Genomic DNA, 14753 nt, shown 5'->3' with positions numbered 1-14753 from the left:
TAGGTCTACCCATACTGCCCCCTGTGCTGCTGGCATTGACCGGCTGTCTGCCGTGCTAAATGAGTGGTTATTTATCCGCGTCATCATCGGATTCTTTCGGCACGAGTTTTGTATAGCTAAATGTCATATCAGAGGGACGGATCCCATAGCGCCACGGCTTTCTGCGGTAGTTAACTGCCTCGCTTACCATCCAGCAGATAAGAGCGATACCCGCCACTATCAGGTAGCCTTTGAGCAACAGCGAGTCCCATTGTTTAATGGCATCATCGGCATTCACCACGTGTCGCTGGCATTCTGAGGAGCGGAACGCGGCAAACACTGCTTTCTCTTCAGGGCAAACCATGACCGAGGTGCTGGTGGCATTTCCAACCAGACTACGGGCCTGATCGAGGAAGACCTTGGATGGTGAACTGGTAAGAACTGTGCAGAACAGAATGAGCAGTAACGCAACTGCCGGAGCAGTGACAAACGAGAAAATGAATGCCTGCCCGGATTTCCATAAAACGTCGCTGATGTAAAATTTCATGTCGGTGTTTCCTCTTATCGGTATTCAGGCCCAGAGCAGCCCGGGGCTTAATTTATGCTGACTGGAGTCCGCCAGATTGTTTCTCTTCAGCGCGGGTATTCCAGCGCGTCACAGCGGCTTGTTCGGAGTCCTGAAACGCCACCGTGGCCTCACAGGAATTGCAGCAGGCGCGAAAATTATTCGAAATCTCCCGAACCCGGATAGATGAACAACCGCAGAAAGGGCAGGGCTTGACGTTATCGTGTCTCATCGTATTTCCTCGCTGGTGGGCTTTATCCACCGAAGCTATTGAGCCGAATTTCAGGTTCATCACCGAGCTCGTACATGTGTCCCATTTCGTTCATGATGGTGCTACTGCCATTGAACCAGGTAACCATGCATCGCCAGTGCTGACTGCCGTTTTCACCCCAGCGGCTCACGCCCGCAGCATCCATTTCGTCTTCAGTGATAAAGAAATCCGCGCCCGGCAGTTTCTCGGCATCAAGGCAGATCTCAGGCTCAACGACGAAGCAGATACCGTTGCTGTTCATGACGTACATACGCCGCTCAAGGGTTTCAGTACTGACAATGACCTGCTTATCAGAAGTAAGGTGTGATTTAGTGACTTCCATGCGAATCAGGTTCTTTGCATTAGCCTGTCCACTCGCAAAAACCATTGACGCATTGCGAACCATTAACTCAGCAGCTTCTTCACCGAAGCTACGAAGGCCCATCAGTGCAAGCAACTCACTACATTCGGCTTTACCGAGGTTGCCAGTAGTCAGATTAACCACGCCTTGTAGAGTGCTCAGTTCAACCGGTTGTGACCGGAGGATGTCGCGAAGCAGTGTATTACCCGCCGTGCCCGGGTCGCTCCAACTGGAGGATTCGGGACGCTGATTTTCAAGAAATAGGGCGCTTTGCAGTAAAGCCGCTGGTGGCTTTCCGGCAAAACTCAGTTTTACTCTGACCGAATCGAATGGGTGCATGACGGCGGTTTCTCCATAATATCGTGAAGCTAAAAACTGTTTTAATCCTATTATCCCACCGGTCGACAATTGACGAAGTAATCGGGTATGAAATGGACACCCCTTCGATAATTCACATATAGCGAAGCCTTTACGCCTTTGTCTTATCCGCAGGCTGGGGAATGCAATAACTTAAGATGGTGATAGTTTCCCCACGCTTTGCTTTAGGCGCGGCACTCTGGCATTCATCATAGGTTTTGTAGTCAGGTATTTTCTGAGAGGTGACACCACTTGGATTAAGACCACTTGAATAAAGCCCAATCACGAGAACTAAAGTAAACATGTTATTACTCCAGAATGTATTGATGGAAAGTAAGTGAGAATGCCATTATCCATTTCTCCTAAAATCCCGAAAAAACTTTTCAAGAAAGGTACTTTTCGGTTACTTCAGCGTAAGCATACTTAGATCGCAAAATGAGTGAATAAATAACTTTGCTCTGCAATTGTTTTTGCTGAACTTCAAATTAATCAGTCATCGATTTCATCAGGCAAGTGAAAAGCTGAGACGTAAAGCTTGCCATCATGAAAATCCAAACCATCTTGGCAGTGATAATCGGAAATTCGAGAGTGCCAATATAATAAATAATAATTATCAATCCCCCCAAGGCCAGACATCCAAGGAGACCTGCTGCTGCCTTTAGGAAATCACTGCCTTCAGGATTCTGGAATGTGAATCCAGTTATAATCAGCGAGGAAAAACAAGCGAACAAACAAGTTCTATACAAAGGCCAGTCCCCGGATATAACATTTTCTCGAATAAGCACTGCCCATATCAAAAATTCAATGCTGAAAATAATCAGCGGAACTGCGAGCACACGAAATGAAAGTTTTTCATATAAAGTGGTAATAATTGATGTCATAGCAAACCCCGCTTGCAATATTCAAATTAATTTTCGTGGTTTTTACCTGCTTTTAACAAACGCGTTATTTCATCAGTAAGGCAGAAACTTTTCCCAGATGATGGTTTCCCGATAACCACAACGTGACCAGTACTTGGAGTTCCCTCTACTTTAAAAAATGCAAGTTTTGCATCGATAATTTTATTTTTCATTGCATCGGTAACCTTGTATGACGTGGGGGTAAATTTTGTGCGTTAATGTTCAATGATAATATTAATCGCGAAATACTGTATCTATAGGGTCTGTTGATTAAGACTATCCCTCTTGAAGTAAAATACAATCATCATTCCTATCTGTATGGAATAGGAAGCCAATTCAGCATATGTTACATAATTGCTTGTGATGAAGGAAAAACCTCGCGCGATTACAAGTAGGAGTATTGATGCAATAAACACTAAAACCCAAACGGTAAGCATTCCCAGCACTGAAAGAAAGTACTCATATTCATTTGGGTCGTAAAATACAAATGCTGTTGAGAATATTGCAATAATACATAACGGAAGTGATGTAGCGAGTTCCGACCATTGAAGGTCAATTTTTCCAACCACCAGCAATGTAGAAATGACAGCGTACTGTATAGCCGATAGAACTGTTACCGGAATCGCAGCTCGAATGAACTTAAAAACAGAATGTTGTGTTTTAGCCTGGTTTTTCATGTGTTACCACCTGTCATTTGTTTCGAAACCAATCATAACCAGAGTGATAGATTTCAGAGTGAATAAACCACTACAAAACGCCCCCATTTATTGCTGGACATCATCCGCAGGAGTGGCATAAAACTCACGACCTGACGCGCCGAGTTTTTTCTGAAGCTTCTTTGTTGCTTCAGCCTGACTTCGGGCCTTGAAATAGAACGTCCTGATAAAATCCCCATTGTTGTAGTTAACGTCCTCTGGATTTGCCCATTTCTGCATAGCAACAAACCGGATAGAAGGCTTCGGGATGGTTTTCACCTCGACATACCCCCGGCCCTTGCAGCGAAAACACACACCGCCTTGAACGTGCCGGAACGCTCGGATCTCACCCTTACCACCCAGACAGCGTGGGCATTCAATTTTATGCATAGCAACCTCTCGACTGTTGATTAACGAATTTCGCGCCTGAAAGGGGGCAGGGATGCGAGGATGTCTTTCCCGTAGGCTTTTGTCTTCAGGCGTTTATCCAGGATAGTCACCGCGCCGGTATCGCTCTCTGTGCGGATAAGCCGACCAACGGACTGGGTCAGTTTGAGGCAGGCCTCCGGTATCGAGATTTCCCGGAAAGCATCACGCCCGTTTTTCTCCAGCCACTCCGTCAGGGTCTGGCCCACCGGGTCGGTCGGAACGCTAAAAGGCAGCTTGGCAATGATGACGTTGTTGCAGTACACGCCAGGCAGATCCACCCCTTCACTGAAAGAAGCCATACCAAAGATAATGCTCGGCTCACCACGGTCGATTCTGAGCTTATGGCGCAGCAGTATTTCCCGTTTTGGAAGTGCCCCCTGTATCAGCAGAAGCGGTGAAATGTGTTGAGGCATCGCCTTGCTGACTTCTTCCATCTGCCTGCGGGAGGCGAACAGCACGAGGCAACCCTGAAGCCGAAGCACCAGTTTGGGAAGGAGTTCGATGATCTCCGCCGTATGTTCTTCATGATTGGTCGGAACCGAGCGCATACGGGGGATGAACAACACGCCGTTGTTCTGGTAATCAAACGGGCTGCGGGCCAGCAGGGTAGGTGTATCGACTGGAAGACCGGCCTGCTCCAGGAATGCGTCAAACTTGCTAAGGGAGCGGATTGTTGCCGAGGTCACAATGGTGGCATAAGCCTTCGACCAGAGCTCGGATTTCAGGTGTTCGCCCGCATAGACCGGACTGCAATTAATCACCACTTCGGTGCTGCGTTTAGTACGACGGACGTTAATCCACCGGGCCATAGGCATACCAGAGACGGTTTTATTCCCGCAGTATGAGGCCAGAGCCTGATGCATACCCGCCAGGCGATTTGCCAGCTCGCCGACAGCCATCTTTTGAAGGGCCAGTTCTTCCTCGCTGATATCCCGCCCGGCCTCATCTACAATCGCCGTCATTTTCACAACGATATTCTGCATCTCGTTTACTGTCTTTAACCCAGGCTTAAACAGGGCCGCAATATCTTCAGGAACGAAACCTTCCGGGAAGCGATAGATGTCCGATTCCGTGCCATTTGGCATTTCGTGATCGTTTCGCCAGTTCAGGGAGCGTAAAAGTGTCCCCCGCAGCTCACCGAGCTCATCACCGGCATGGCCCGCAAGCTCCACCAGCTGCTGCACGTGCTTTTCCATAGTCCCGCCGTAGGACTCTGGCATGGTCATTACCATGTCGAAGATTTCGCTCATGAAATGCCTGCTGGCATCGAGAGAGGCGGAGGTCGCAAAGTGGTTAATTGCTTTCTGCGGAACGTGGTGACCTTCGTCGAACACATAAATGGACTCTTCCTGCGGGGGAAGGATAATACCGCCTCCCAGTGACAGGTCAGACAATACGATGTCATGGTTGGCGATAACCACATCCACCGACTCCAGCAGGGCGCGGGCGAGGAAGAACGGACAACGGTGATAATGTGGGCAACGCTTTTTAGGGCACTGACTGCCAATAGCATTGACCCGACCCCATACCGCCTCATTGATCTCATCAGGATAGGAATCACGCTCTCCTGTCCAGTGACCACCAGCAAAGGCCTTGCTGATATCCTCCACATCATCGCGGATGTAGCCATAGGCATTCATCTCGCTTTCCATATGAACGTCACAGCGCATCTGGCAGAAGTAACGGCTACGGCCCTTCGCCATCGCATAGGAGAAGCTCAGGCCCGCTCTCGCCTGTATTTCTGGCAGATCCTTGGAGATGATTTGTTCCTGAAGCGCAACGGTTGCCGTGGAGATGATCAGCGTCTTATGCTTTTCCATCGCCAGGGGGATCAGCGGCAGACAATACCCGAGTGTTTTCCCTGTCCCCGTACCGGCCTCAATAACCCCGACGCGATACTGCTCCTCAGCGGGGGTAGCGTTAACGACTGCGCTGCAAAACGCCATCATGTCTACCTGCCCGGCACGAGGGGACAGACCCTTTGCGTCCAGGAAGAAGTGATAGGCTCGCTCAGTCATTTCAGCGGCAGTCATCCGGGGTTTATTGTCTGGCATATCCGTACCTTGTCCTCTGCTGCTCAGGAGGCACAGCCCGGCAGCGGCTATCGAAGTCAGGTACATCCTCATGCTGGTGGATGTACCGGGTTCATCAGTCTTCCAGTGAATGGCCTTTAAAGCGTCTCACATAGCGTTTAATTTCAGTTTCGGCCTGTTCCAGTACAGCTCGGTTGCAGTGCTCAAGAACACAGTAAGGCCCATGTGCTGGCCCGCCATCGCTGGTTTCGCAGGCATCAAGCTTGAGCCGAACGGAGGCATCGAAGATAAATTGGGTGATTTTCGCAATGGAGATCTGGTCTTTGTCTTCCTGCTCTTTGGTGTCGATGACATCGCCGTTATACACGTCGAAATCGAGCCGCAGGCGGTAAACTGTGTCGATTGCCATAATCGGATCCCTTCAGAGGATGTCGTAGATGACTGGGACGCGGCCACGTTCTACCTGTTGATTCAGGGTGCGGAAACCACCGTGATCAACGATGTAGAATTCACCCGCCACGGCGGAGCGATGGAAGTCGGCGAGCTCTTCAGTGCCAAAGACGAAAACCGGGGTTCCAGAGGGGACGGTCATGCAGGCAGTTTTTCCGCCATAGCCGCGAACCGTAAAGGTGATTACCCCATCCGCGCTGGTGGGCAGGAAATCGGCGAAAATCGAATGAAAGGCTTTATTCGCCTTATCGCTGAATACGTCGGTCAGTGTCTGCATGATGCGCCCCGTGATCTCGTTTTATGTTGTACTGATACCAGTACAACACGGGCCCGGCAGGTGACGAAGGCGATACGTCGGGTATTATCAGAATGAATATGTCGGTCTGAAATGGTTTATCAGTGAGCCATCAGCTCCGGCCCCGGGACGCGAATCAACGGTCGTTATGCTGTAGCACCTCCACGAACTGTCCGCAGCTGTCGCAGCAGTACTCATTGGCGAACCTGCCATCGTCTTTCCAGTTGTTTGCCCCGCAGCGGCAGAGCAGTACACGTACCTGAGAAGGGCGGATGCGAGCTTGACCGAATTTGGTTGTCCACTGAGGCTCGCCATCAAAGCGAAAAGAGTCAATGCGAAACCTGCTTTCGCGTTCGTAGGTGTTGAGGTATTTGAAGTACAGCTCTTCAGAGAGAATGGCATCGGTCATCGTGTATTCCCTGTCTGGCCCCGTGGAGGGTGATTTGCGGCAGAGTGTTGCGTTGCGAAAACTGCCAGGTTGTCGGAGCCATTACACCACGGGTCATACAGGTCACGAAGGGGGTTACTTACCAGCCAGCGCTTTCTCTTCCCTGGTAGCCAGGCGCATTTGCCCGAAACCTTCACGGATCAGCAACGGCTTTTCTTTCTTCCAGCCCTTAACGACGGACTCACCGAAACGACGCGGGGCGTTACCATTCCAGGTGGCTATGACGTGGTTATCATGGACTTCGACAATCACGACCGGGTGGACGACAACTGTTTTAAGTGTGGTGTTGCCCATATTTACCCGGCTAACCGACCAGACACTCATCCCGACTTCCAGCTGGCTTATTTTCATCTTCATTTCCTTCTAAACGAACGTAGTGCGCCACGGCGTAATGTCGTGACGCACATTACCATGCCCGGGGCTTATCAGAACATAAGCCAGGTGGCGTTACCGGCAGTATTTCTGGACTGGTAGGCTTTTGCCTGCGCGTGAAGCAGCTTCCACAGCTGACGAAGTGTAGCAGCATGATTTTCACCACCAGCATTAACCCGCAGTTCGCCGATCTCGCGGGTAACAGTGAAACAATTCCGGCTCTCATCCCAGCCTGAATGTTCACGCGCTTCCACCACCAGATCATTAGACGTATCAGGGCCGGTCTTTGCTGCATTCAGCACGAACTCCGTTTTAACAGTAATACGGCTGGCGTTATCCGGCGCATCCAGAAAGACGGTGAACCCCTCAGTTCGGCGGTCAGTTATACGACGGCTCCCCCAGGAGGTGATCCCCCTCTGGACACGCATCATTGAAAGAGCGTGGGACTCGGTTGCCTGCACTGTGCGATACAGGTCGGTCAGGGAAGAAAGGCTGAAGCTTTCAGGGGCAGTCTGGATAGCGTCGGTCATGGTAGATCCTCGGTTATATGGTGTGTTTTCTGGCTTCAGTAGCTGTCGTTTGCCACGTAATAGGACGTGCCTGGATAGAAGTAGCGGTAATCCGGCTGCATGTCATTGGTGATGACGGATGCTTCTTCCCAGACCCCGCTGGTGGACATAAACTCATCTGTCGTTTCATTCTCCAGCCGCATATAGCGTTCAGGAGCGCATTCCGCCCAGGCGCGTTTCACCGTATCCCAGTTAGCGTACTGGCTGATTTCAATATTCAGGGGCGCATTCTTCTCAGGCTGGTTACGGCGGGAACTCAGCACGAAATTCAGCTTCAGGACGATACGACTGTCGTTGTCAGGAGTATCCATCCAGATCTGGTATTCAGCCGTAGGCCGGGATGACTGGTTTTTGCGGCCCCACGAGGTGACACCGGTTTTAACCTGGACTATCGAGACTTTATGCGCATCAGTCTTGCCAACGCTGGTCATCAATTCAGACAGACTTTTAAACATGGTGCATCCCCAGTGATTATTGGTATGTTCGTTTTGTTTACTTATTAAATCACTGGTTACCCGGGTGACGAAGTCAGAGCCGGGTAAAAAAAGGACAAAATTTGCGGATTAGTGGCTGGTGGTGGTATTGGCCTGCGGGACAGGGCCATCGAACAATTTGTCAAAAAATTCCACGCCACGCTGGTACACATCGCGCAGCTCCATATCTTCACGCTCGGTCAGGCCCATCTTATTGAGCACGGCAAGGCCGGTACGAAGGCGAGGAATCAATACGGTTTCCAGATAGATCCTGCGGCCCGCAATAATTTCCGGGGATGCTTCATTGATGTAAAAATCAACGGTTTTCGTGATGCTGAAGTGCTTTACTTCGCTCATCGTCTGGTACTCCTCAGAATGATGTCATGATACTCGGTTTGATTCAGGGGAGGGGAGCAACCCGGGCAAACAAGCCCGGGCGCAGGCAGCAGTTATTCGAGACCCAGTGCAACGTGATCGCCATCATCAGAAAGGCGAATGAATAGCATCTGCGTACCGCCGCTCAAGCCGAACTGGAGATCCCAGCCTGGGACAGAAGATGTCTCGCATTCACGCACATCGATGACCTGGTCACGGTAGAGCAAGAAGCGTGTATCAGACTTGTCATCTTCAGCGACGTGGGCCATCTGATCAGCAAATTTGTCTTCGAGGTCGAACCAGCTTTCCAGCCAGACCTTATCAGAGACCAGGCTGATACCGCAGGCGGATTCCGCCGTGCCGGTCACAGCCTCAGCGACTGGTTCTACAGAAGTCATATTAAATACCGCATCAACTACCAGTGCCTGCTCTGAGGTCGCCGGGTAGATACCTTGCAGATAAACGCTATTGCCGTTCACTTCGAAGCCGTCTTCAAGACTGATGTCGTCATGATCAACGTCATAAACATCCGCGAGGTTGCGAAGACAGATCAGGTTGGCTTCATCTTCGTTCTCCGCTTCAATGCGCATCAGTGGCAGTTCGCCACCACTGGAGTCGGATTCATAGTAGTGAACGTAGAATACATTTTTCTCTTTGCTGGTGGTCATGGCGTTGCCCCGTGTTGTTCGTTTTGTTTACTTATAGTCTCACGGGGTATTCAGGTGACGAAGGAAATCGGGCATAAAAAAGCGGGGATTTAACCCCGCCAGTTTTGATATTTATAATTATGCCAACATGTAGTTCCAGCGCAGTTATTACTTAGGCCTTGGGCCTTTTCGTGTATTACTTTTTTCTGGCTCTTCCACCGACTCTTCTGCTGGTTTTTCCACCGACTCTTGTGTTGGCGTTGTAGTGGCTGCGGCTGCTGCTGCGGCAGTAGCGGTTGAATCGTCATAATCAGTGGTAGCAGTAACATCACCCGATTCAGTCATATGGAGAGTGACAGTGACAGGTTTGCCATCAACAGCAAAATTGAGACTAACTGAACCTTTCATCTTCAGTAAGAGTGCGGCCCGGGTATATCCATCGGAAAGTTTTAAACCAACAGAAGCTAAAGCATCAGCAATTTTGTTATGAATATCGTTGCTCATTTTCATTCCTTAATGTGTGTGTATTAGCGGAATATCAAATCATAAGACTTCAACTGAAAAAGGGTCAGAAGTGAAAAGTTATTTTCTATACGTATGATGGCACAGGAAGGTGGGGTGACGAAGAAGAATAAGCAAAAAAAAAGCGGGGTATTATCCCCGCAAAACTACACACAGCAATTCAATAAAACAACTTCCAGGGGGGCGATGCACACATCACAACTTCGGTCTGTCAGACGGGAACCGGCCTTGGGCGCTTGTATCCCATTTGACGAAAATTTGGTTTTAAAACCGGTAAATCGTTACTCTTTCTTCCTGCTACCCCGGTCTATCACCGGGGTAGCGGAGTCCGCCATTCTCGGCAGCGCCAGCTGATCAGATTACATAGACTCAGATTTAAAGTTACGCGTTCGCATATAACCTCCTTAGTGTGGGCCGGTTCACTGGATTGTGAATTGTCAGTAACGCTAAATTTGTAGACTTCAGGTCTACAGCCTGGCTTATATAGGCAGGCGCGGCAGTTTTTTAAGAGTTTGAACGTAACGAGAGCATTTACATAAATCCTCCTTTCTGTAGCTGACCAGATTTAACGTCTTTGTCTATTCAGTGAACCATACCCTATTCATGTGACGAAGGTTTCTGAGTGTAAAAATACGTAATAAGCAACGCTATTATCGCTAATTCTAAAAATAGGGCGAATTAAAATACCGGCAAAACGCGGACGTTTATACCGGTATTATTTCTGAGCTGCTGGTGCAATATCGCGAGGTAAGCTGTAGTCAGCGCGGCAGGTACTTAACGGCTAGGCTTGCTGGTGGTTAAGGCCTCATCCTGCGCCAGCAACGTGATCACATCCCCGGCAATCTCCGGGCGGATACCAGGCGATTTATGCGCGGCATGGGCCGCGACAGCCAGCGGTCTCCAGTTGAGTGATGCTGCAATACGTCTGATCTCTTCAATAACCCGGAATGTATCGCTCTCCAGCGCCAGACCCGCACGGGCGGTATCGAAAGATACGCGCTGCGCCGAAGTGAGCGGCGAGTGCTTCTTCAGTTCTGCGGTGATGATACGCTGCGCTTCAGCACCGATTGACGCGCCACCTTCGACGACCCCGGTTAAACCGACGAGCTTACCTCCATCACTGCGGCTATTATCGTCTTTAACCCTGGGTGGCGGGGCCAGGGCGGTCAGATCCACGTCCTGCTGTAAGAGCTCCAGCAGGTCAGCCAGCATATCGGGTTTAATCACACCTTTTAAACCCGCTGCGCGTTTCGCTAGGCTGACAGGAGAACGGCCCAGGCGGGCGGACATCGCAATAAGGCAATTAGCCAGAACAAAGAGGTCATCAACCCCAATCAGTGGCGCACACTCTTGCCTGAACGTCTGATCATCCCGGAATGCAGGAGCTGGTGGGGCCGGTTTAGGCGTTTTGGCCTTTGCCTGCGGCTTGTCATAACCACGTAGGGCTTTTTCTGCACTGTCTGAAACCTTACGGATGCTTTGCGTCAGATCATCACCACCTGCCAGGCCTGCGGTCAACTGAAGCATATAATCGAGCCTGCCGAGCATGTCAGGGGAAGCAAGCCCGGTCGCTATCTTCTGGCTGATGTCGTTAAGGTTGCTGAGTATACCACCGGCGATTTTAGACGGAGGAGTAACAACCGCCTGGACATTATGGCTGGTATGAATTTCCCGCGACACCAGGGTGAGGACTTTGCGCCAGTCAGGTTGTACACCAGCATCAAGCGTCTCAAGGTGGCTTATTGCATTTCTCAGGCTATCCCATCTGGATAGCTGTAGAGGGTCACCGTTCTGCTTTCCTGATTTCAGCCACTGAACGAGGTAGACGAAGTCAGATGTAGCTGAGGCCACCAGCCCGGCAATAACGCGCTCTCTTGCTTGAGGCGTTGTAGGGTTAGATCTTCGCACCGGCAGACGGTCATTTTTATGTGCCGTTGGTCTTTTCATTTCGAATATCTCAACTTGGTTCCATCAACGATAACTCCGCGCCCGGGAGCCAGACAGCATGAAACAATGTATTTACCATGTTTGATAAAAGCGCAACCGGCAGCGCCGTCAAAAAAATGCTATATGACAGCGCTGGTTAGAGCAGAAAGATTCAGGGAGGTTTTACATCTACTCTCGATCATCTGTGAGGAAGAGATGCAGTTGAGTCACAAAGGCATCGAGATAAGGGGTATTTCTGGCATTGTCTGCAAAGTTCATTTTGGCATTGGTGTCGTCGTATACATGCATCCAGCCGCTGTTTCTGGCAATACGACGTACATCAGTATTTGCCGGGTAGAGTTTCCCAATAGCTTCACGCAGACCTTCAATTTCTGAGATCAACTGCCGGGCATTCGCAGCAGGCTCAGGAGCCGATGGGACGAGAACCCGGAATTCAGCGGTTTCCGGCTGCATCTTAATCACTTCAATGACTTTGTCCCGGGCAACGGAATTCCATTCAGTAGTCATGCCGTTGTACTGGTTTCGGATGCGGAACTGGTAAACCGGCTGCTGTTCGTTAACAAGCAACCAGGCATCGGCAAGTGCAAGATAGAACGAGACAGGCCGGTTTATCATCTGGTGTTCCTGAAGGGCTTTTTTATAGCTATGGACATCTTCAGGAAGGACATCAGTGATACTGGAGGTGAATTTTAGCGGATCCAGTGGACAGACCGGGCCGATAACCCTAAGCACAGCAACAGGATTATTACCATCATCAGTAAACCAGAAGTCATTTTCTGGGCCGATATTGAGCCTTACATCTGCGGTCTGATTCTCTGCGAGAACGGCCTGCACCCGACGACCGTTCTGCCACCAGCGTGGTGTACCTTGCATACATACCTCGTACAGGAAATTAGCCCGAAGCCCACCTGCTGGTGGGCGGTCGGAACACAAGTCTACTGAAGGTACTGCTCTGCCTGAGCAATACGAGAAAGAGTACCGGCATTCGGTTCAATCATCTGGATACGTCGGCTGTCCTCCAGTAAACCGGCAATAAGGTGCTTGTCGGTATATGGGGCATCGTCATCCCCGAGCATACGGCGGATAGCAGATAAATCGCCGGATGGAACCGGGTATACCGACTCAATAAAGAGCTGGTCACCGTGAGGATTCTCCCACTCATATGGGGTTTGGGCGGAAGCAGCAAAACCCGAATCATTCAGACGTGCGAAATCTTCAAGCGCCTGGAGGCGGGCCGCAGATTCATCGGTAGCGTAGATTAGGATCATTCGCGCCGTCTCAGGCGATGAGCAGAACAGCAAAATGAGAAATGGCAGCATGTTATAGACTCCTTCAGTTTGCGACTTGTTGAGCTGGCGGTGTGGCTACGCTAGTGAGTTGCTTAAGGCGAATGTTCAGCTCATGAATTACATCATCGCGTTTGCGCCAGCTGGTGGATGGTAGAGCCAGGAGCGCTTCAGCTTCGGACACGGAGAGACCGGCCAGGTGAGCTTTCGATGAAATCTCTGCGTTATATAATTGCTTCAGCACAATCAATGAGTGCTGGGAGGATGCAGCCATCATCATGAAATGGCGAAGCACCGCACAATAGATTTGAGTAGACATATTAAGCCGCCTCGTTCAATGCGTGAGGTAATGATTAATGGCATGTTCAACATAGCCAACAGATTTACCCACCAGGTGTGCAAGCTGCTGCACATGATGATGGTGAACTTCACGGCACGGGCCAAATGAAGTGGTGTAGCGATACCAGAGGCTGCGGCCTACAGAAAAAAGTTCTTTCTCTGTCTGCGGGCGAACTGGATAACAAACAGGACGTGCAGATGTAGTGCGACGAACGTTATTTCGTACTTGATGAATTGCAGTATTCATAAATCACCCCGCGTATGTTTTTCGTTTTGTTTACTAACTTCAGTTAAACACACGCTGGGTGGCTGACGAATAGAAAATCCATAAATAAATGAGCTAAAGATTTAAGCTCTTTATGAAAGAATTATTCTGGGGTTGGAAACCAGATAATGTCCGAAATAGGCTTATTGCCCGTCAGTAAAGCGAGGCTGGAATGCAGTTCTTTAACGACCTGCTTATTATCCTGCGTTTGCTCAAGTGCGGTTATAGCCTTTAGCAGGGTATTTGCCACAGATGCTTTAGCATATGCCTGCGGTGAGCCGATTAGCACCTGACGCATTAGCTCCGCATTGTTAGAAGCCAAATAGCCTTGCTCCTCGGAAATTCTTTCTGCATCGGGTGCTGAAATAACCAATGCGGCAAGTTCGTGATCGTTTGCATAGTTGATAACATCAGATAGCATTTCGAGAGCTGTGGTATCTGTCATGATAAAGCCGTCAGCTACCCACTGAGGAGCAACATCGAAGCGAACTACCCAGGAATAAGGTTTAACGTTTGACATACAGAGACCTCATTAAAGAGAGATATAAGCGTCGGGATTTTCTTCAACAGAAAGAAACTCAATATCTTCGAGATGCATTCCTGCATTACGAATGCCTACCTCGGATAACCACGACAGTATTGTTTCATGATCCGGTTCACCAGAAAAATCAACAAAGGCTGGAAGAGCCCAGTCGGGTGTATAGCCAGCGCTATACATTACAGTGGCAGTAAAGCGCCCAATGTGGGGAATTTTGAAAAGGATGGATGCCTGCTCAGGGGTATTAATTACCATGCCGTGATGATAGACGACATCCCAGTTTACCCCATGCTCCCCTGTATTTCCTCGATAGAGATGGTGGCGGTCAACGGCCCAAAGGACACCTTCGCTATCCAACCAGCAGAAATAATTATTATCTGGGGATAACGTGATCCCAAGGTTCATTAACTCCGCCACCAGCAAGCAAGGGTTAATATCAGTTACAGTTTTAATAATCGTCAGCCCCATCTCGGTTCCGGTAGTAACTGTCAGTACCTTGGAGGCACTGATCCAGAATTGATAACCTGCTTCTTTAGCCTTCGCGATTAAATTAAACATTGTTGCTTCCCATTGAATGGCAGTTAGGTCAATAACAACATGAGGCTGGTGGGTGACAAACAGGGAATCTGACGATATTTCAAGAAAGAATTTAGCGATGA

At 49.7% G+C, this 14753-nt stretch carries 25 protein-coding genes; all 25 read right to left on the bottom strand.

The features are described 5' to 3' along the window. Nucleotides 1-67 precede the first annotated feature (67 nt). Nucleotides 68-526, bottom strand: coding sequence for a hypothetical protein (locus Electrica_RS26685; protein ID WP_008786599.1), 459 nt, complete (start codon nt 524-526; stop codon nt 68-70). 52 nt (nt 527-578) lie between these two features. Next, the gene (locus tag Electrica_RS26680; RefSeq protein ID WP_032155220.1) at nt 579-776 is read right to left on the bottom strand and encodes a Lar family restriction alleviation protein; all 198 of its coding nucleotides are present in this window, start codon (nt 774-776) and stop codon (nt 579-581) included. 22 nt (nt 777-798) lie between these two features. Further along, on the bottom strand, nt 799-1494 hold the full coding sequence (locus tag Electrica_RS26675) for a hypothetical protein (protein WP_007372278.1): 696 nt from the start codon (nt 1492-1494) through the stop codon (nt 799-801). 130 nt (nt 1495-1624) lie between these two features. Beyond that, nucleotides 1625-1816 carry a hypothetical protein gene (locus tag Electrica_RS26670; protein ID WP_016241560.1) on the bottom strand — a complete coding sequence of 64 codons (192 nt, stop codon included), beginning with the start codon at nt 1814-1816 and terminating at the stop codon, nt 1625-1627. Nucleotides 1817-1997: 181 nt separating this feature from the next. Continuing rightward, entirely contained in the window at nt 1998-2393 is a 396-nt protein-coding gene (locus Electrica_RS26665) for a hypothetical protein (RefSeq protein ID WP_024196081.1), read from the bottom strand. 26 nt (nt 2394-2419) lie between these two features. After that, a complete protein-coding gene (locus tag Electrica_RS28520; RefSeq protein WP_007372277.1) occupies nt 2420-2584 on the bottom strand; it encodes a hypothetical protein in 165 nt (54 codons plus the stop codon). An 81-nt stretch (nt 2585-2665) separates the two neighbouring features. Beyond that, complete coding sequence (locus Electrica_RS26660) at nt 2666-3088, bottom strand: hypothetical protein (RefSeq protein WP_024196082.1); 423 nt, start codon at nt 3086-3088, stop codon at nt 2666-2668. An 87-nt stretch (nt 3089-3175) separates the two neighbouring features. Further along, nucleotides 3176-3496: a hypothetical protein gene (locus tag Electrica_RS26655; RefSeq protein ID WP_016241561.1), complete on the bottom strand. Its 321-nt coding sequence runs from the start codon at nt 3494-3496 to the stop codon at nt 3176-3178. A 20-nt stretch (nt 3497-3516) separates the two neighbouring features. After that, nucleotides 3517-5589 carry an ATP-dependent DNA helicase DinG gene (gene dinG / locus Electrica_RS26650; RefSeq protein ID WP_016241562.1) on the bottom strand — a complete coding sequence of 691 codons (2073 nt, stop codon included), beginning with the start codon at nt 5587-5589 and terminating at the stop codon, nt 3517-3519. A 94-nt stretch (nt 5590-5683) separates the two neighbouring features. Further along, nucleotides 5684-5977: a hypothetical protein gene (locus tag Electrica_RS26645; RefSeq protein WP_007372274.1), complete on the bottom strand. Its 294-nt coding sequence runs from the start codon at nt 5975-5977 to the stop codon at nt 5684-5686. 12 nt (nt 5978-5989) lie between these two features. Next, nucleotides 5990-6295: a hypothetical protein gene (locus Electrica_RS28515; RefSeq protein ID WP_016241563.1), complete on the bottom strand. Its 306-nt coding sequence runs from the start codon at nt 6293-6295 to the stop codon at nt 5990-5992. Nucleotides 6296-6449: 154 nt separating this feature from the next. Continuing rightward, nucleotides 6450-6722: a hypothetical protein gene (locus Electrica_RS26635; RefSeq protein ID WP_007372272.1), complete on the bottom strand. Its 273-nt coding sequence runs from the start codon at nt 6720-6722 to the stop codon at nt 6450-6452. Between the two features lie 114 nt (nt 6723-6836). After that, nucleotides 6837-7112, bottom strand: coding sequence for a hypothetical protein (locus Electrica_RS26630; RefSeq protein ID WP_007372271.1), 276 nt, complete (start codon nt 7110-7112; stop codon nt 6837-6839). 74 nt (nt 7113-7186) lie between these two features. Then, nucleotides 7187-7663, bottom strand: a complete 477-nt coding sequence (locus tag Electrica_RS26625) for a hypothetical protein (RefSeq protein ID WP_007372270.1) — start codon at nt 7661-7663, stop codon at nt 7187-7189. A gap of 35 nt (nt 7664-7698) precedes the next feature. Beyond that, the gene (locus Electrica_RS26620; protein ID WP_007372269.1) at nt 7699-8157 is read right to left on the bottom strand and encodes a hypothetical protein; all 459 of its coding nucleotides are present in this window, start codon (nt 8155-8157) and stop codon (nt 7699-7701) included. 108 nt (nt 8158-8265) lie between these two features. Next, a complete protein-coding gene (locus Electrica_RS26615) occupies nt 8266-8532 on the bottom strand; it encodes a hypothetical protein (RefSeq protein ID WP_007372268.1) in 267 nt (88 codons plus the stop codon). A 92-nt stretch (nt 8533-8624) separates the two neighbouring features. Continuing rightward, on the bottom strand, nt 8625-9218 hold the full coding sequence (locus Electrica_RS26610; RefSeq protein WP_007372267.1) for a hypothetical protein: 594 nt from the start codon (nt 9216-9218) through the stop codon (nt 8625-8627). Nucleotides 9219-9365: 147 nt separating this feature from the next. After that, on the bottom strand, nt 9366-9701 hold the full coding sequence (locus Electrica_RS26605; protein WP_007372266.1) for a hypothetical protein: 336 nt from the start codon (nt 9699-9701) through the stop codon (nt 9366-9368). Nucleotides 9702-10493: 792 nt separating this feature from the next. After that, a complete protein-coding gene (locus Electrica_RS26595; protein WP_048213837.1) occupies nt 10494-11666 on the bottom strand; it encodes a hypothetical protein in 1173 nt (390 codons plus the stop codon). A 168-nt stretch (nt 11667-11834) separates the two neighbouring features. Then, complete coding sequence (locus Electrica_RS26590; protein WP_007372263.1) at nt 11835-12539, bottom strand: hypothetical protein; 705 nt, start codon at nt 12537-12539, stop codon at nt 11835-11837. Between the two features lie 62 nt (nt 12540-12601). Then, nucleotides 12602-12985, bottom strand: a complete 384-nt coding sequence (locus Electrica_RS26585; RefSeq protein ID WP_007372262.1) for a hypothetical protein — start codon at nt 12983-12985, stop codon at nt 12602-12604. Between the two features lie 13 nt (nt 12986-12998). Next, nucleotides 12999-13271: a hypothetical protein gene (locus tag Electrica_RS26580; RefSeq protein WP_016241565.1), complete on the bottom strand. Its 273-nt coding sequence runs from the start codon at nt 13269-13271 to the stop codon at nt 12999-13001. 15 nt (nt 13272-13286) lie between these two features. Then, nucleotides 13287-13538: a hypothetical protein gene (locus Electrica_RS26575; RefSeq protein WP_007372261.1), complete on the bottom strand. Its 252-nt coding sequence runs from the start codon at nt 13536-13538 to the stop codon at nt 13287-13289. 121 nt (nt 13539-13659) lie between these two features. After that, nucleotides 13660-14076 carry a hypothetical protein gene (locus Electrica_RS28680; protein WP_016241566.1) on the bottom strand — a complete coding sequence of 139 codons (417 nt, stop codon included), beginning with the start codon at nt 14074-14076 and terminating at the stop codon, nt 13660-13662. Between the two features lie 12 nt (nt 14077-14088). Further along, complete coding sequence (locus Electrica_RS26565; protein ID WP_007372259.1) at nt 14089-14652, bottom strand: hypothetical protein; 564 nt, start codon at nt 14650-14652, stop codon at nt 14089-14091. Between the last annotated feature and the right edge of the window lie 101 nt (nt 14653-14753).

The sequence above is a fragment of the Klebsiella electrica genome (genome assembly GCF_006711645.1).
Classification (GTDB): Bacteria; Pseudomonadota; Gammaproteobacteria; order Enterobacterales; family Enterobacteriaceae; genus Klebsiella; species Klebsiella electrica.
Note: the sequence above shows the minus strand (reverse complement) of the source record. Positions and strands in the feature narration are given on the sequence as shown.

What these genes read in the sequence shown, in the direction of transcription:
- Electrica_RS26685 (WP_008786599.1), bottom strand. Translation starts at nt 526, where the DNA reads ATGAAATTTTACATCAGCGACGTTTTATGGAAATCCGGGCAGGCATTC.
- Electrica_RS26680 (WP_032155220.1), bottom strand. Translation starts at nt 776, where the DNA reads ATGAGACACGATAACGTCAAGCCCTGCCCTTTCTGCGGTTGTTCATCT.
- Electrica_RS26675 (WP_007372278.1), bottom strand. Translation starts at nt 1,494, where the DNA reads ATGCACCCATTCGATTCGGTCAGAGTAAAACTGAGTTTTGCCGGAAAG.
- Electrica_RS26670 (WP_016241560.1), bottom strand. Translation starts at nt 1,816, where the DNA reads ATGTTTACTTTAGTTCTCGTGATTGGGCTTTATTCAAGTGGTCTTAAT.
- Electrica_RS26665 (WP_024196081.1), bottom strand. Translation starts at nt 2,393, where the DNA reads ATGACATCAATTATTACCACTTTATATGAAAAACTTTCATTTCGTGTG.
- Electrica_RS28520 (WP_007372277.1), bottom strand. Translation starts at nt 2,584, where the DNA reads ATGAAAAATAAAATTATCGATGCAAAACTTGCATTTTTTAAAGTAGAG.
- Electrica_RS26660 (WP_024196082.1), bottom strand. Translation starts at nt 3,088, where the DNA reads ATGAAAAACCAGGCTAAAACACAACATTCTGTTTTTAAGTTCATTCGA.
- Electrica_RS26655 (WP_016241561.1), bottom strand. Translation starts at nt 3,496, where the DNA reads ATGCATAAAATTGAATGCCCACGCTGTCTGGGTGGTAAGGGTGAGATC.
- dinG (WP_016241562.1), bottom strand. Translation starts at nt 5,589, where the DNA reads ATGCCAGACAATAAACCCCGGATGACTGCCGCTGAAATGACTGAGCGA.
- Electrica_RS26645 (WP_007372274.1), bottom strand. Translation starts at nt 5,977, where the DNA reads ATGGCAATCGACACAGTTTACCGCCTGCGGCTCGATTTCGACGTGTAT.
- Electrica_RS28515 (WP_016241563.1), bottom strand. Translation starts at nt 6,295, where the DNA reads ATGCAGACACTGACCGACGTATTCAGCGATAAGGCGAATAAAGCCTTT.
- Electrica_RS26635 (WP_007372272.1), bottom strand. Translation starts at nt 6,722, where the DNA reads ATGACCGATGCCATTCTCTCTGAAGAGCTGTACTTCAAATACCTCAAC.
- Electrica_RS26630 (WP_007372271.1), bottom strand. Translation starts at nt 7,112, where the DNA reads ATGAAAATAAGCCAGCTGGAAGTCGGGATGAGTGTCTGGTCGGTTAGC.
- Electrica_RS26625 (WP_007372270.1), bottom strand. Translation starts at nt 7,663, where the DNA reads ATGACCGACGCTATCCAGACTGCCCCTGAAAGCTTCAGCCTTTCTTCC.
- Electrica_RS26620 (WP_007372269.1), bottom strand. Translation starts at nt 8,157, where the DNA reads ATGTTTAAAAGTCTGTCTGAATTGATGACCAGCGTTGGCAAGACTGAT.
- Electrica_RS26615 (WP_007372268.1), bottom strand. Translation starts at nt 8,532, where the DNA reads ATGAGCGAAGTAAAGCACTTCAGCATCACGAAAACCGTTGATTTTTAC.
- Electrica_RS26610 (WP_007372267.1), bottom strand. Translation starts at nt 9,218, where the DNA reads ATGACCACCAGCAAAGAGAAAAATGTATTCTACGTTCACTACTATGAA.
- Electrica_RS26605 (WP_007372266.1), bottom strand. Translation starts at nt 9,701, where the DNA reads ATGAGCAACGATATTCATAACAAAATTGCTGATGCTTTAGCTTCTGTT.
- Electrica_RS26595 (WP_048213837.1), bottom strand. Translation starts at nt 11,666, where the DNA reads ATGAAAAGACCAACGGCACATAAAAATGACCGTCTGCCGGTGCGAAGA.
- Electrica_RS26590 (WP_007372263.1), bottom strand. Translation starts at nt 12,539, where the DNA reads ATGCAAGGTACACCACGCTGGTGGCAGAACGGTCGTCGGGTGCAGGCC.
- Electrica_RS26585 (WP_007372262.1), bottom strand. Translation starts at nt 12,985, where the DNA reads ATGCTGCCATTTCTCATTTTGCTGTTCTGCTCATCGCCTGAGACGGCG.
- Electrica_RS26580 (WP_016241565.1), bottom strand. Translation starts at nt 13,271, where the DNA reads ATGTCTACTCAAATCTATTGTGCGGTGCTTCGCCATTTCATGATGATG.
- Electrica_RS26575 (WP_007372261.1), bottom strand. Translation starts at nt 13,538, where the DNA reads ATGAATACTGCAATTCATCAAGTACGAAATAACGTTCGTCGCACTACA.
- Electrica_RS28680 (WP_016241566.1), bottom strand. Translation starts at nt 14,076, where the DNA reads ATGTCAAACGTTAAACCTTATTCCTGGGTAGTTCGCTTCGATGTTGCT.
- Electrica_RS26565 (WP_007372259.1), bottom strand. Translation starts at nt 14,652, where the DNA reads ATGTTTAATTTAATCGCGAAGGCTAAAGAAGCAGGTTATCAATTCTGG.